General features: G+C 34.3%; 7 protein-coding genes. 4 read left to right on the plus strand and 3 right to left on the minus strand.

Annotation, left to right across the window (positions count from 1 at the left end):
• Positions 1–76 precede the first annotated feature (76 nt).
• From E0F91_RS11945 to tamL, 4 genes are all read left to right on the plus strand, one after another.
• The gene (locus E0F91_RS11945; RefSeq protein ID WP_132066714.1) at positions 77–886 is read left to right on the plus strand and encodes an NIPSNAP family protein; all 810 of its coding nucleotides are present in this window, start codon (positions 77–79) and stop codon (positions 884–886) included.
• 445 nt (positions 887–1331) lie between these two features.
• Entirely contained in the window at positions 1332–3014 is a 1683-nt protein-coding gene (locus E0F91_RS11950; RefSeq protein ID WP_132066715.1) for a Na/Pi cotransporter family protein, read from the plus strand.
• A 167-nt stretch (positions 3015–3181) separates the two neighbouring features.
• Complete coding sequence (locus E0F91_RS11955; protein WP_132066716.1) at positions 3182–8185, plus strand: translocation/assembly module TamB domain-containing protein; 5004 nt, start codon at positions 3182–3184, stop codon at positions 8183–8185.
• Entirely contained in the window at positions 8178–10472 is a 2295-nt protein-coding gene (gene tamL, locus E0F91_RS11960; protein WP_132066717.1) for a translocation and assembly module lipoprotein TamL, read from the plus strand. The genes E0F91_RS11955 and tamL overlap by 8 nt, the downstream gene beginning before the upstream one ends.
• Positions 10473–10833: 361 nt before the next feature.
• Here the strand turns inward: tamL and E0F91_RS11965 are convergent, their stop codons facing one another.
• The 3 genes from E0F91_RS11965 to nagB form a co-directional block, all read right to left on the minus strand.
• Positions 10834–12453 (minus strand): ABC-F family ATP-binding cassette domain-containing protein, encoded by a 1620-nt coding sequence (locus E0F91_RS11965; RefSeq protein ID WP_132066718.1) that lies wholly within the window; start codon positions 12451–12453, stop codon positions 10834–10836.
• Between the two features lie 182 nt (positions 12454–12635).
• On the minus strand, positions 12636–14663 hold the full coding sequence (locus tag E0F91_RS11970; protein WP_132066719.1) for a beta-N-acetylhexosaminidase: 2028 nt from the start codon (positions 14661–14663) through the stop codon (positions 12636–12638).
• Positions 14664–14687: 24 nt separating this feature from the next.
• Complete coding sequence (gene nagB, locus E0F91_RS11975; RefSeq protein WP_132066769.1) at positions 14688–16625, minus strand: glucosamine-6-phosphate deaminase; 1938 nt, start codon at positions 16623–16625, stop codon at positions 14688–14690.
• Positions 16626–16799: the final 174 nt, after the last annotated feature.

Genomic DNA, 16799 nt, shown 5'->3' on the forward strand with positions numbered 1-16799 from the left:
TTTACCGCAAGTCCCTATCTTTTTGTCCTTTTATAATGATGTTTTAATTTAGTGACTAATCTTTAAAGAACCAATAATGAAATTATCAAAACTATTCCTAGGATTGCTATTGATTTTGACCTTTAGCAGTTTTAATTCATTATTTAAGCGCACTAAAAGAATCCCGTCTAAAGCGACAACTGAGGAATATTATCAAATTAAAACGTATATTTTTAAAACAGAACAGCAAGAGCAAACTACTGAACTGTATTTAAAGGAGGCGTATTTGCCTGGGTTAAAAAAACTAGGAATTAAAGACATAGGTGTTTTCAAAACGATAACTAACAATAAGGACACGCTCAAAAAAATAATCGTGATAATTCCTTTTTCTAATTTAGAAGAATTTCTTAATCTAGACAAAAAACTAGCAAAAGACAAAAGTTATAAGCTTGCGGGCGCACCATATTTAAATGCAATACACCAGCAGCCACCCTACCTGAGGATTGAATCCGTTTTACTAAAAGCTTTTTCAGATCATCCTTTACTAAAAAAACCAGTATTGAATAGCATCAGAAACCATCGTGTTTATGAATTAAGAAGTTACGAATCAGCTACTGAAACCATTTACGCCAACAAAGTAGACATGTTTAATGGTGGAGGAGAAATTAAACTGTTTGATAAACTCGGATTTAATGCTGTCTTTTATGGCGAAGTTCTCTCCGGCGCCAAAATGCCAAACCTAATGTACCTTACTACTTTTGCAGATATGGCCAGTCGAGAAGCACATTGGAAGTCTTTTACTGCAGCACCAGAATGGAAAGAAATGTCCTCCCTGCCAAAATATCAAAATAATGTATCGCACATAGATATCACTTTTATGCATCCTACTGAATATTCTGATTATTAATTTTTAAAATACGAGTACAATCTGTACTACTTGGTCTTTGTTCATTATTGCCTGCCGAAAAACTTTGGGGACTATACCCTATTACACCACCACAGTATTAGAACACAGGAAACTAATGCAGCTCTATATTTTAAAAAAATGAACAATGACTGATCAAAACCATCGTACTTCATTATAAAAATTCACTCAAAAATTGCAGTTTACAAAGGATTGCAGCTGTTCTTATCTCACTATTTAACTAGATATCTGTTAGCCCCCTGTAGGTTTTAAACCTTCCTTTTTTAATACGCAGAAGTACAAATTAAAACTATTTTCAACCTCCATTTTATTTTATACATTCAAAAGTTAAAGCAGTTTCATTACCCGTAGCAATGAATAAAATAAGGATTGGATTGATGGATGGACAATCCTATAAATTTGAGTATCTTTAATCCTAATTTAAGCTATGGAAACTGTCAATACAATACTAAAATTAGGAGCTGGCGTAGGTTTATTCCTTTTCGCTATTTATCTTGTTGAAGAATCCTTAAAAAACCTTTCTGGCCGAAGTTTCAAACTATTTTTGCAACGGATTACAAAAAATAATATTGGTGCCGTAGTGGGTGGAACAATCGTAACTGGTATTCTCCAGAGTAGTTCTATGGTTTCCTTAATGGTTTTAGCTTTTGTTGGCGCTGGTGTTTTTACCATGAAAAATGCCATGGCCATTATCCTTGGTGCCAACCTGGGGACAACAATTGCCAGTTGGTTAGTGGCCACACTCGGTTTTAAAACCAATATTGAAGTCATTGCTTATCCGGCCGTTTGCTTAGGCGGTTTTCTATTGATCCTATTTGGAAACCAAAAAAAAATTAAATATATTTCTTATTTTCTTTTAGGATTTGGTCTAATGTTCATAGGACTTTCCTTTATGAAATCAGCAATGGAAACACAAGTCCAGCACTTTGACTTTTCACATTATGCTGCTATGCCGTTACTTGTTTTTCTGATTATTGGTTTTTTAATCACGTTGATTGTACAGTCTAGCTCCGTGACCATGGCATTAACACTAAGCGCATTGAATGCTGGAGCAATTGGATTTCCAATGGCAGCGGCGATTGTTCTAGGCGGAGAAACTGGCACTATTATTAAAATTTTAGTAAGTGCCATCGGTGGAAATACTTCAAAAAAGAGAGTAGCCCTTGGCAATTTATTTTTTAATATTTTTATTACTGCCATTGCATTTGTATTATTAAAACCCATTCTTTTACTAATCACTGATGTTATAAAAATTAAAGATCCGTTGATTGGTTTGGTCACCTTTTCCAGTCTCATCAATTTATTAGCCATCGTGCTATTTCTTCCAGTATTAGATTCATTTACTAAATTTTTAGAGCGTTTTTTCGAAAATTCGGATGGCAATACTGCGGCTTTTATAGGCCATGCCTCCATCAAAGAACCGGAATCCGCTTTGGATTTATTTCGTCGTGAAGCATATTACTTTGTACACAACTCGATCCTTTTTAATCTGGAATTATTTAAAATCAACGACTTCGAATTTCACAAAAAAAATGAGTTTACAGCAATTAATGAAAAACGAAACTATAATTCGAAAACAAATGAGGAAAAATATGAGTTTCTGAAACAGCTCCAAGGCGAATTACAGGCTTTCTATTTGAAACTAAGAACCAAGTTGAACAGTGAACAAAGTTCCGAACTCAACCAACTAATATCTGCCGTACGAAGTGCTATGCATGCGGTGAAAAGTGTGAAAGATATTGGCAGTAACATTACAAATCTGAGCCACTCTTCAAAGGATATAAAATACCATTTTTTCCTGCACAATAAAAAAGAAACTGAAAGCCTCTATTTAAAGTTGAATGGATTGCTAATTCGAGAAAAACAGTCTAGTTTTGAAGAACTTGAGTCTCTTTTCGACACCATTCAAAAAAACTATACATCAGCGCTAAACACCTTTTACACTGAAGTGCAACTTACTACAATTGAAAGTATCGACATAACTACTGTCATCAATTTTAACAGGGAACTTTTCACTGCCAACAAAGCGATTTTAATGGCAGTGAAAGACCTTCTTTTAGAGGAGAAACTTGCAGCAAATTTTAATGAAATTCCTATTTACAAGACCTAAAAGACACTTTTTGATGGCGCAAACACTTGAAAATTTTACAACTATAATCTTAAATTATATAACCTTTTTAAAAATCATTTTTTGATCTTTACACGCTATTGTGATTGGGATTGAAATTGCAATTCTGATTTAAATTTGTTATTTTTAGCCAAAAAAAATTACCTCATTTGAAAAAATATTTAAAGAAAAGTGTACAAATTTTCCTTTGGACAATAGGATGTGTGATTCTATTGTTCTTAGCAGTAGTCATTGCAATTCAAATCCCCACTGTTCAAAATTATGCCAAAGGGAAAGCGGTAGCCTATCTGGAAGGAAAAATCAAAACCAAAGTGACCATTGACCGACTAGAAATTGGTCTTCCAAAAAAAGTGATTTTGGAAGGTGTTTATTTTGAAGATCAAAAAAAAGATACTCTTTTTGCTGGAGAGAAATTAGCAGTTGACATTAGTTTGTTTCAATTAATAAACAACAAAGTTGAAATCAATTCCGTCCACCTCGTAGGTATCTCTGCAAATTTAAACAGAGATTCCAAGGCTATTTTTAATTTTGATTACATTATCAAAGCATTTGCTTCGCCAGAAAAACAGAAAAGTGATTCTCCACCAATGGAATTTTCAGTCGAGGAAATAAAGCTAGATCGTATTCAATTTAAATATAAGGATGCTTTTACAAAAAATAACGTTTACGCCAATCTAAATCATTTTGAAACAAAGATCAAAACCTTCGATCTTAACAAAATGAACTTTGAAATTCCAAAAGCTAAAATCAATGGTTTGAAATTCAAACTAAAACAAGGCATGGTGCAACAATCTCTTGCCTCACAAGAAGCCGAAATAAAAAATGAGCCAGAAACGATTTTAAATTTAAAACTTGGAGAAATTGATTTAGCCAAAATAGATTTTGATTACGAAAGTGAAGTAACAAAATTAGCTACTACTTTTTACTTAAAAAAAATGGTGGCTAAAATTGAAAAAATGGATCTCAATAATAAATTTGCCATTATTGAAAGTCTTAATCTCACCGGTGTAGAGGGTGCGCTGGCGCTTGGTAAATCAGACAAAGTTAAAGTAAAGGAAGAATCTAATGACACCGAATCTACGAACTGGCAAGTCAAAGTAAATACAACAGAATTCAAACGGGTTAATTTCCGCTACGATAACAACAATGTTGCAGCGGTACAAAAAGGAATTGACTACAACCATTTAAATTTTACCAATTTAAACTTGCAGGTAGATGCGTTGAATTACAATGCTGAAAACATTTCTGGATCTGCAAAATCCCTATCTGTTAAAGACAAAAGCGGCTTAAACATTCAATCATTTAATGCAGATTTTTTCTATGGAAAAAAGAATGCTTTTCTTAAAAATTTATATTTAAAAACGCCACAAACAGAACTGAAAGATGAAATCCGAATTGGGTATCCATCCATCGCATCCTTGGCAGCAAATCCAGGTGAACTAGGTCTTATCGCCTCTTTAAAGAAAAGTAAATTAGGAATTAAAGACATTTTACTTTTTGCTCCAACTTTGAACAAAACCAACCCTTTCATGAGCTATCCCAATGCAATATTGTTGCTGAATGGTTCTATAAAAGGCAAACTGAACAACATTATATTTCCGTCTATAGAGATTAGCGGTATTGGAGCAACAAAAGTAGCTGCAAGCGGCAGCATTGTGGGATTACCTGATATGACCAAAGCTTATTTCGATTTAAATATCAAAGACTTGCAAACAGGAGCAAAAGATTTTGTTAGTTTTTTACCTAAAGGTACGATTCCAAACACGATTCAGTTGCCCTCAAAATTGAGTGTAAAAGGAACATTTAAAGGGAAAGTTGCTAATTTCAACACTAATTTGAATTTGATTAGCAGTTTTGGAAATGCTAAAATAAAAGCAGCCTTTGATCAAAGCCGAAAAAATTATGAGAAATACGATGCGCAAGCTGAATTTACTAATTTTGATCTAGGAAAATTTATAAAAAACGATTCGATTGGAAAAGTAACACTAAAAGCCAATATAAAAGGAACTGGTTTTGATCCAAAAACCGCAACAGCTTCGTTAAACGGAAGTGTTTTAAAAGCATATTACAACAAATACACGTACAAAAATCTAAACATTAAAGGCGCCATTAGAAAAGGAAATTTTAATGCGACAGCTGTTGCAAAAGATCCTAACCTAACTTTTGATTTAGTGAGCAGCGGTAGTTTCAAAGACAAATACCCTTCCGGAAAATTAAAATTGAATGTAGATATTGCCGATTTAGAAAAACTGAATCTGCATGCCGGACCTTTAAAAATAAGAGGCGCTGTAGATGCTGATATTCAGTACGCTGATTTAGATTATCTTAACGGAACTGTCAATGCACACAGCATAAATGTGGTCAATGCTAAAGATCAGTTTGTAATAGACACAATAAATGTAATTGCAACAGCAACGGCTGAAAAAAATACACTGGAACTCAATTCTCCTTTTTTAGATGCTGCAATAAATGGAAAATATCAATTATCAAAAATTGCAACTGCTTTAACGAATTCTATTGCAACCTATTATGACACCAACCCAAATTCTAAAAAAATAGCCGTTAAAAATCAACAATTCGATTTTAAAGTTAACGTAAAAGACAATCCTATTATATTAAAAGTAATTCCAGAATTAAAAAGTTTGGAACCCATTACTATAACAGGCAGATACAATTCTGTTAACGATTCGATAGTTTTAAATGGTTCTATTCCAAAATTAATTTATGGAACCAACACAATTACCAATGCGACTTTAAAAGTAGACACGCAAGACAAAGCACTGCTTTACAGCTTTATTGTAGACGACATTCAAAACAACCAAATCCAATTACCACACACCAGCTTAACTGGGAAAATCGAGAAAAATCTAGTAGATTATATCTTGCAACTGAAAGATGCAAAAGATGTAGAACGCTACTTAATTGATGGGACATTGCAGGCTGTAAATGGAGACAATGAAGTGCGACTTGGTCTAGACAAAATAGTGTTGAACTATGAATCTTGGAAAATTGCACAAGACAATCTCATTCGCTTTGGCGGAAAAGGAATTTTCATCGATAATTTCGAATTGAGTAAAGAGCAAAGTACAATAAGTGTTCAATCAGAATCAAACATTCCAAATGCTCCTATTGCAATTGATTTTAAGGATTTTGACATCAATACGATTACTAGCTTTGTTGAGAAAAAAGATTTACAGTTAAGCGGGAAAATAAATGGAAATGCAACGGTAAAAAACATTGCTAAAACACCACTTTTTACTTCGGATTTGAATATTGAAAATTTTACTTTCAAAAAAGACACCGTTGGAAATATCAGCATCAAAGTAAATAATACAATTACAAATCAATATGATGCGAAAGTTGCTATTACCGGGCAAGGTAATCAAGTGAATTTAGAAGGATTTTATGTAGCGAATGAAAGTCGTTTTGATTTAGATTTAGACATCGACAAATTGAATTTGAAAAGTATTCAAGGCTTTACATTGGATAATATCACTGAAAGTACTGGATTTTTGACTGGAAATTTCAAAATTACTGGAAATACCACCCAACCTAAAGTCATTGGAGAATTACAATTCAATGACATTGGATTCAAAGCAACACAACTTAATGCTAAATTTAAGTCTTTGAATGACAAAATCACCTTTACCGAAAACGCAATTCTTTTTGACACGTTTACAATAAAAGATGAGAAAGACAATGATTTAGTGATAAACGGTGCAATTAACAGTAGTAATTTCAGCAATTTTGGATTTGATTTAGCAATTGATGCAGATAATTTTCAAGCCGTCAATTCAGAAGCAAAAGACAATGATTTGTATTATGGACAACTCTTTCTGGACAACCATTTAAAAGTAAGCGGGACAATAGACAATCCTATCGTAGAAGGAAGTATCAAAATCAACAAAGACACTAAATTTACTGTTGTTTTACCACAATCTGATCCATCAATAGCGGACAGAGAAGGAATTGTAGAGTTCATTGACCAGGATAATCCACAAATTTTAGGTAGCGTTGCACTTGCTGAAATTAGCAGTGAAATGGAGCTAAAAGGGATCAATGCCTCTGTCAATATAGAAGTGGATAAAGAAGCCGAATTATCTTTAAACATTGATAAAGCCAACGGAGATTTCTTAAAATTGAAAGGAGAAGCGCAATTAAATGGTGGAATTGATCCTTCCGGAAAAACAACGCTGACCGGAAGATATGAATTGTCTGAGGGAAGTTATGAGATGAATTTTAATAGCATCAAAAGAAAATTCGATATCAAATCAGGAAGTTATATTTTGTGGACTGGCGAACCAACAACAGCTGATATTAGCATTACCGCGATTTATAAAACAGAAGCAGCACCAATCGATCTGATAAACGACCAATTAGGAGCTGTTACTGCCGAAATAAGAAATACGTACAAGCAACGAATTCCGTTTGAAACCCGTCTGAAAATGACTGGAGAATTACTAAAACCTACAATCTCATTTGACATTGTTTTACCGGAAGGAAATAATAGTGTTTCAACCGAAATTATTAATACTACACAGGCTAAACTGACACAATTGCGTCAGCAACCTGATGAAATGAACAAACAGGTTTTTGCCTTATTGTTATTAAACCGTTTTATTGGAGAAAATCCATTTGCCAGTGAAACCGGTGGAACAAACGTTTCGTCATTAGCGAGAGAAAGTGCCAGTAAAATTTTATCACAACAGCTTAATAATTTGGCTGGAGATTTAATTGAAGGCGTAGAACTTAATTTTGATTTAAATACTTCTGACGATTATACAACCGGTCAACGCGAAAATAAAACCGATTTGAATGTTGGAATTTCAAAAACATTGCTGAATGATCGATTGAAAGTTACAGTAGGAAGCAGTTTTGGAATTGAAGGTCCACAGCAAACCAATCAGGATGCTAATAATATTGCTGGTGATGTTTCCCTAGATTATCAACTTTCAAAAGATGGAAGGTATAAAATCCGAGTATATCGTATCAATAAATATCAAGTCGCGCTTCAAGGGGAAGTCGTTGAAACTGGAATCGCTTTTGTTATAACAATGAATTACAACAAATTCAGAGAATTATATGCTAAAAGTGAAGCGAAAAAAGCAAAGCAAAAAGCAAAAAAAGAATTAAAAAATAAATCAGATGAATAAAACTCCTTTATTACACTTTCTTTTTTTAGGATTGTTTATTTCCTCGTGCAGCAATACCAGATATTTGCCTGAAGGAGAATTATTGTACACAGGCGCGAAAATAAAAGTGGAAGGAAAACAAACCTCCAAGAAAGAAAACAAAGCACTAAAAAACCAACTTGAGGAAATTGTAAGACCCAAACCTAACTCTTCAATTCTTGGCTTAAAGCCAAAACTGTATATTTACAATCTGGCTGGGACGCCAAAGAAAGAAAAAGGATGGCGTTATTGGTTGAAAAATAAAGTAGGCGAAGCACCCGTTTTTTATAGTAAAGTAGATTTAGAATACAACAAAAGTGTATTGCAAAATTTCTCTGAAAACAGCGGTTATTTCAATACAAAAACATCAGCGGATTCCACACGAAAAGGGAAAAAAGCAAGTGCTGAATACACAGTAAATCCAGCAAAACAATACAAAATTAGAGAGGTTAAATTTCCTACGGATTCCTCCATTCTTTCAACAGCCGTTCGCAATACAAGACGCAGAAGTGTATTGAAAAAAGAGGAAGGATACAGTCTTAATGCGATCAAAGAAGAGCGAGTTCGTATTGATGCCCGATTGAAAGAAAAAGGTTTTTTCTATTTCAACCCGGATTATTTAAAAGTACAAATTGATAGTACCGTTGCGGATCATCAAGTGGATTTAATTGTAAAAGTTAAAGATGAAACTCCAAGCTTAGCCGAGACACCTTACAAGATCAATAAAATTATTGTTTATCCTAATTATTCCATTGGGATTGACAGTGTAAAAAACAATATGGATTCTATCCAAAAGTACAACGATTTAACAATTATTGACCCGGAAAATTTATTCAAACCGCGTATTTTTGATCGTGCCTTATATTTTAAAAAAGAAGATTTATACAACAGAACTGATCATAACTTATCATTAAATCGATTGGTTAATTTAGGTACATTTAAATTCGTAAAAAATCAATTTACGGTTTCAGATACTACAGGAAATTACTTAGATGCCTATTATTACCTCACGCCATTGCCTAAAAAATCAGTCCGATTGGAATTATTAGCTAAAACCAACTCCGCTAATTACACGGGAACGGAACTCAATTTAAACTGGAGCAACCGAAACACCTTTAGAGGTGCTGAATTGCTGACGATATCAGCATTTGGAGGTGTTGAAGTACAAGTTTCCGGACAAAACAATGGATTTAATGTATACCGTATTGGAACCGAAGCTAATTTAATTTGGCCAAGATTAGTGGCTCCTTTCAAACTTGATTCTCCAAGTGGTTTTGTTCCAAAAACAAAAGCAACATTAGGGTATGAATTTCAAAATAGAACGAAGCTGTACTCGCTACAAACGTTCAAAGGATCTTTTGGATATTTGTGGAAAGAGAGTGAGCAAAAAGAACATTTATTGAATATTTCTGAAATTACGTATGCTAGCCCGCAAAATGTTACGGCGTTGTATCAAGAACAAATTGATGGAAATCCATCTTTAGAAAAAGTAATTGAAAAACAATTGATTTTTGGTCCAACCTATTCCTATACGTACACCAATACGTTGCAAAGACGAAAAAAGAATACTTTTTACTACAAAGGAACTATAGACTTGGCCGGAAATATTGCTGGATTAGCTTCAGGTGCCAACATTCAAAAAGGCGATACCATAAAATTGTTTGATGTTCCTTTTAGCCAATTTGTCAAAATAGAAAATGATTTCAGGCATTATTATAAGTTAGGTCCTGAATCCCAAATTGCTAGTAGAATAATTGCAGGAGCAGGATTTGCATACGGAAACTCGCGTGAATTGCCATTTATCAAACAGTTTTTTATCGGTGGAACCAATAGTTTGCGCGCATTTAGAGCCCGTTCCATAGGACCTGGAAGTTTTGATGGTGCTGCAACAAATACCAGTACATTTTTACCTGATCAATCCGGTGATTTAAAATTGGAATTTAATACGGAATACCGAGCCAAAATTTATGGTTTAGTAAAAGGTGCTTTATTTTTAGATGCGGGAAACATCTGGTTATTGAATGAAAATTCAGAGAAACCAGGGGCAAAATTTTCAAAAAAATTCCTTAATGAAATAGCCGTTGGAGCTGGAGCTGGTTTGCGTTTTGATTTTTCATTTTTAATCCTAAGAACGGATCTTGCCTTCCCATTACGAAAACCGTATTTAGCTGACGGTAACCGTTGGGTTTTAGATAAAATTGATTTTGGAAGTGGTCCATGGCGCAGAGAAAATTTAGTTTTTAATTTAGCTATTGGATATCCATTTTAGTGATAATACAATGAAATAAGTAGTTGGACTTCTTTATTGCCGTACTATAAAAGGAGTGAAATACTATTTAACATAAAAAGTCATGTGAGCATTAAACCTTAAATGACCTTATTATTGCTTAAGTTATCAGTCTTACACAAATGAAACTTCAATGACTTATATGGTAAAAAAAATACGTCATTGTTTTATTCTTATTACTTAAATCATTACTATTGATCACTTTCAATAGGTTTTATTTGCTTTTTTTTAAGTTAGCCACTTTAAAAGTAAGCGCACATCACTACATATACATGACATAGAATTCAAAAAAAAATCTCCCACTAATGCGGGAGATTTTCATTATATATCGATGTAACTATTTTTAAACGGTGTACATTTTAGCTCTTAATTCCTGAACACCTTCGTTATCCAAGTATTCATCGAACGTCATGTATCTATCAATAGCGCCATTTGGTGTCAATTCGACAACTCTATTTCCAACCGTTTGAGCAAATTCATGATCGTGTGTGGTGAAAATTACGGATCCTTTATAGTTTTTTAATGAGTTATTAAAAGCTGTAATCGACTCTAAATCTAAGTGATTGGTAGGTTCATCCAGCATTAAAACATTGGCTCTTTCCATCATCATGCGTGACAACATGCAACGCACTTTTTCTCCTCCGGATAATACTCTACATGTTTTCAAGGCTTCTTCTCCTGAGAAAATCATTTTTCCAAGGAAACTACGGATGTTTACCTCATCTCGCTCCTCTTCGGTTTTTACCCATTGGCGCAACCAATCTACTAGAGAATAATCACTTTCAAAAAAGGAATGATTATCACCTGGCAAATAGGCTTGGTTTGTTGTAACTCCCCAATCAAAAGTTCCTGAATCTGCGGTTTGATTTCCGTTCAATATTTCATAAAATGCAGTTGTTGCACGTGAATCTTTAGAGAAAAGAACGATTTTATCGCCTTTGGCCATATTTAAATCTACTCCTTTAAACAAAATTTCTCCATCTATGGAAGCGCTTAAATTTTGCACATTCAAAATTTGATCTCCTGCTTCGCGCTCTTGATCAAAAATAATTGCCGGATAACGACGACTTGATGGTTTTATCTCAGAAATATTCAACTTGCTAATCATTTTTTTACGTGAAGTAGCTTGTTTGGATTTGGCTACATTCGCACTAAAACGACGAATAAATTCTTCTAATTCCTGTTTCTTTTCTTCGGCTTTCTTATTTTGTTGTGCGCGTTGTTTTGCGGCTAATTGGCTTGATTCATACCAGAAAGTATAATTTCCTGAATAGTGATTTATTTTACTGAAATCAATATCCGAAATATGCGTACAAACAGAATCTAAAAAGTGTCTGTCGTGAGAAACTACAATTACGGTGTTTTCATAGTTGGCCAAGAAATTTTCTAACCAAGCAATGGTTTCAAAATCCAAATCATTGGTAGGCTCATCCATAATAAGTAAATCCGGATTTCCAAAAAGCGCTTGTGCCAATAGGACACGAACTTTTATTTTCCCTTCCAAATCTCCCATTAATGTATAATGATGCTCCTCTGTGATTCCAAGGTTGGACAACATGGATGCTGCATCAGAATCAGCATTCCATCCGTTCATTTCTTCAAATTGCACTTGCAACTCTCCTATTCTGTCCGCATTTGAATCGTTGTAATCTAAATACAAAGCATCCATTTCTTTCTTGATCGCATAAAGGGTTTTATTTCCCATCATAACGGTCTCTAATACGGTGCTTTCGTCAAACATATTGTGGTTTTGGTTTAAAACCGACATCCGTTTTCCTGGCTCTAAATGAATATTCCCCGAAGTTGGGTCCATTTCACCTGCAATTATTTTAAGAAAAGTAGATTTTCCAGCACCATTGGCTCCGATAACGCCATAGATATTACCGTGTGTGAAGGTAGTATTTACTTCGTCAAACAAAATTCGTTTGCCAAACTGAACTGATAAATTATTTACTGTTAACATGAATATTTATTTTATTAAATTTTTGCAAAAATACGAAAAAAATACCGATTTACTGAATTCCAACAAAATCCGTTTTCAATGATTTAAATTTGTTGCATACCAAAATAATTAACATAAAAAATCCTGACACAAATTGTCAGGATTCTAGCGTTTATTCATGAAAAACCAATAGTAGATTTATTCTAAAGTAATTTTTTCAAACCATCGTAAACAGCTAATTCTACATCAGCAGGGCTTCTAGTATTGCATTTTTCTAATAAATCTTTCAAAACAGTTTGATTTACCTTCTGTTTTTTATCTATCAAAAGTAAAAGTTGCTGGGATACATCACTCAAACTTTGAGACAAAGACAAAAGAGGCTGCACCAATGGAGCGTTAGCACTTAAAGCGATTAAATCAGAATTTAAGACAATCCACTTCTTGAAATAATCCGTTACCACTACTTTATTCTCCTTGCTTTTATCCGCTAAATAAGAATTGACGGCAGCATTAAAATCTAGTGCTTCCGAAGCATCGGAATTACATGCATCCGCGAATAAGGTTAACGGAGAATGCATCCGGTATTTCTTTCCGCCACCGTTGCGTTTGTAATTTTTCAGTGGTTCACAAAGATTCGAAAAATCATTCAATGCCCGTGTATCTTGATTGTTGCTGATGTTTCTTAAGATTACTTCTTTGTTTCTAATGTGCGTAATTCCGAGTTCTTCTAATCGAAAAGAAATTGTTCTCAACCTTTTGCGCAAGCTGTTCATATCAGTCACTTCCGCATTTGACCATAATCGCTCCGCTATTGCGGCAGTTCGTGGCCAAATTCTGGAATCTATATTTAATGGTGTTACGAGTTCGCTCCACATTGCAGCTTCTCCTCCTAAAATCCTTGCTTTTACTTCCGGACTAAGAATGATTTTTTTAGGTAAAGGATCATTCAAATAATGACTTTCTAAACCCAGCATCAAATCAATGTAATACCCATTAGACAAAACGGTATTGTAACCACTCTTTGCAGCTTTGATCAATGCTCCGCCAGCTTCTTGTCCTTCATTCGTTCCTCTCCAGGCATGAATTATAGCATCTTTGGACATGTTTTCAGTCATTATTTCTTCCCAACCCATCAATTTTTTATTGTGCTTTTTGAGCATTGGAATTAACTTCATATTAAAATAAGTCTGTAAATCATGGTTGTTTGCCAAATTATTATCCTGCTTAAATTGCTGTATTGCAGGATTTGCATTCCACTCTTTTCCATTGTTTTCGTCACCACCAATATGAAAATAACTGCCCGGAAATAACGGACAAACCTCATCAAAAATTGAGCTTAAGATTTCATACGTTTTTGGATTTGTAGGATCTAGAGTCGCATTGAAAATTCCTGAATTTCTTTGTACTTCATAGGTAATTTTCCCTTCGCCTACTTTACTTCCTATTTCTGGATACGCAGTCAATAAGGCCGAAGCATGTCCCGGAACATCTATTTCGGGAATAACCAAAATTCCTCTTTCATCAGCATATTGTACAATTTTTTTGATTTCTTCCTTAGTATAAAAATTACCATCTGAGGCTAATTCTGTTAATTTTGGATGATTTTTCAATTGAATTCTCCAACCTTGATCATCGGCTAAATGCCAATGGAAAACATTCATTTTCATTGAAGCCATAGCGTCCAGATTTCTTTTGATAACATCAACCGGTTGAAAATGTCGTGCCGCATCAATCATCAAACCTCTCCAGGTAAAACGTGGCGAATCTGATATTTCAACAATCGGAAAATAATACGAAGTACTGTTATTTTGAAGCAATTGCAATAAAGTTTCCAAGCCATGCAAAGCCCCTAAATCATTGGTAGCATTAATTATTATTTTATTGGAATTAATGATCAGTTGGTAGCTTTCGTCCTCATTAATTTCTATTTTTCCATTGCGAGTACAATTAATTTGCAATTCGGCTTCAGGGCTTTCATTGACTTTCGTCAAAAAACTTTGTCCCAGAAACAATCCTGTTCTGCCGTCCAATCGTCGTACAAAGTTAGTGGCACCTAGAAAAATTCTAGGATGTGGATTCCCCGTAATATTCACTTTGAAATTTTTGCTTAAAGCAAAAGTGCCAGCGATCAACTTTATATTTTGTGGCCAAGGCATCAGGTTTAATTGCTCGGTGGTAATTTGAGCATTCGAAACAAAAGTTCCAAATAATAGCATAAAAAAGTATTTCATAGTTTGTGGATATTCAATATGTTTTTAATAATCAAAACGTTTAAAAGCTTCGATGGCTTCATATTCCGCCAATCCCAAATCATCATACAATTTTGCTGTATGTTTGTTACGGTCTTCGGCACGCACCCAAAATTCTCTAGAATCATTCCCTTGAAACATCACCCGATCTTTTTGCGATTGATGGTACAAAATAGCGTGTCTTTTCAGCATAACTTCCTCGGGACTTAGAGGAACAGCCATATCTATTTCATGAATTTCCCACTCATGCCAAGCACCGCGATACAGCCACAACCAACAATCATTCATAAATGGTTGGGCTTTCAAAGCGGCCATTGCAGCAAAAATTGCGTTAAGGCAAACTTCATGCGTTCCGTGCGGATCTGCAAGATCACCTGCCGCAAAAACTTGATGCGGTTTTATTTTTTCGATAATCGTCTTTACAATAGCAATATCATCGGCATGAATTGGATTTTTCTTTATTAATCCTGTTTCATAAAAAGGCATGTCTAGAAAATGGATATTGGACTCTTTCAATCCTATGAATCGCACCGCAGCGTAGGATTCTCTTCTTCTGATAAGTCCTTTTAGTTTGCGAACTTCGAGAGAATCCATTTGGTTTTCTGATTTGCTATTTAAGAAATCAATAACCGATTGAAAATCGATTTTTATTGCATCATTTTCTATAAAATCATTACAAACTTCAGCAAATTTTAATGCTTCTTCATCTGTAACCGCAATATTTCCTGAGGTTTGATACACCACATGAATGTCGTGTCCTTGTCGTATCAATTTAGAGAAAGTTCCTCCCATAGAAATCACGTCATCATCCGGATGCGGACTAAAAAGTATAATACGTTTTTTCGCGGGATTCGCTCTTTCGGGTCTGTTGGTATCATCCGTTTCAGGCTTTCCTCCCGGCCATCCGGTTATGGTGTGTTGCAAAACATTAAACATATTGATATTCAAATCATAAGCTGAACCCTCTGAAGCCAGCAAATCTGACATACCATTATTGTTATAATCCCTATCGGTTAATTTTAGTATGGAGCGATTTGTTTTTAAACACAACCAGACAATAGCTTTACATTTAAGTTCCAATGTCCAATTACAATCTTGAACAAGCCATGGTGTTTTGAATCGGGTTAATTCTGAAGCCGCTGATTGGTCTAAAACAAAAGTAGTATTATCATGATTTTGCAAAAAAGTAGCAGGAATTTCAGAGCTAATATCATCTTGAATCGTTTTCTTTATTACGTCGGCTTTATTTTGGCCCCAAGCCATCAAAATAATTCTTTTGGATTTAAGAATCGTAGAAATACCCATCGTAATGGCTCGCTTGGGAACATATTCGATACCATTGAAATCAGAGGAAGCATCGACACGAGTAATGTAATCCAAAGTAATTATTCGGGTTCCAGAATTGATATGGGAACCTGGTTCATTAAAACCAACGTGCCCAGTGCGACCGATTCCTAACAATTGAAAATCAAGTCCACCAGCATTTTTTATCATATTTTCATAATCAATACAATATTGCTTAAGCGCCTCAATTGGAACCGTTCCATCGGGAATATTAATGTTTTCTGGTTTAATATCAATGTGATTGAACAAATGCTCGTGCATGAAATAGTAATAACTATGATGATTCTCTTTCTTCATAGGATAATACTCATCCAAATTAAAAGTCACTACATTACTAAAACTAAGACCGTCTTCTTTGTGCATTCGAACCAATTCTTCATACACTTTTATAGGTGAAGAACCAGTGGCCAACCCGAGAATACAAACTTTATTTTCGGCTTGCTTGGATACAATCAATTGTGCAATTTCCTGAGCAACTAGTAGGGACGCCTCAGAAGCATTTTTGAAAATTTTATTGTGAATTTTTTCAAATCGTGTTTCCTCAAATTTACCGATACTTTCATAACTGATATCTATTTTTCCTTCTGAAGTGCTTTTCATATCGTGTTCTTTATTCATATTCATAAAGATAGTTTTTTTTAAAAGAACAAGGAAAGTAAATAATATCAGAAATCGAATTACTGAGATTACTTTTTAAAAATATTAAATCATGAAAAACTTAGACTATTTCTGTGAATAAAGAATATTCCAAACCCAATTTCTAATTTACCGTTG

Origin of the sequence: Flavobacterium sandaracinum, from assembly GCF_004349135.1 — a bacterium.
Classification (GTDB): domain Bacteria; phylum Bacteroidota; class Bacteroidia; order Flavobacteriales; family Flavobacteriaceae; genus Flavobacterium; species Flavobacterium sandaracinum.

Coding starts and splice junctions, on each gene's coding strand:
- E0F91_RS11965 (WP_132066718.1), bottom strand. CDS start 12,453: ATGTTAACAGTAAATAATTTATCAGTTCAGTTTGGCAAACGAATTTTG.
- E0F91_RS11970 (WP_132066719.1), bottom strand. CDS start 14,663: ATGAAATACTTTTTTATGCTATTATTTGGAACTTTTGTTTCGAATGCT.
- E0F91_RS11945 (WP_132066714.1), top strand. CDS start 77: ATGAAATTATCAAAACTATTCCTAGGATTGCTATTGATTTTGACCTTT.
- tamL (WP_132066717.1), top strand. CDS start 8,178: ATGAATAAAACTCCTTTATTACACTTTCTTTTTTTAGGATTGTTTATT.
- nagB (WP_132066769.1), bottom strand. CDS start 16,625: ATGAAAAGCACTTCAGAAGGAAAAATAGATATCAGTTATGAAAGTATC.
- E0F91_RS11950 (WP_132066715.1), top strand. CDS start 1,332: ATGGAAACTGTCAATACAATACTAAAATTAGGAGCTGGCGTAGGTTTA.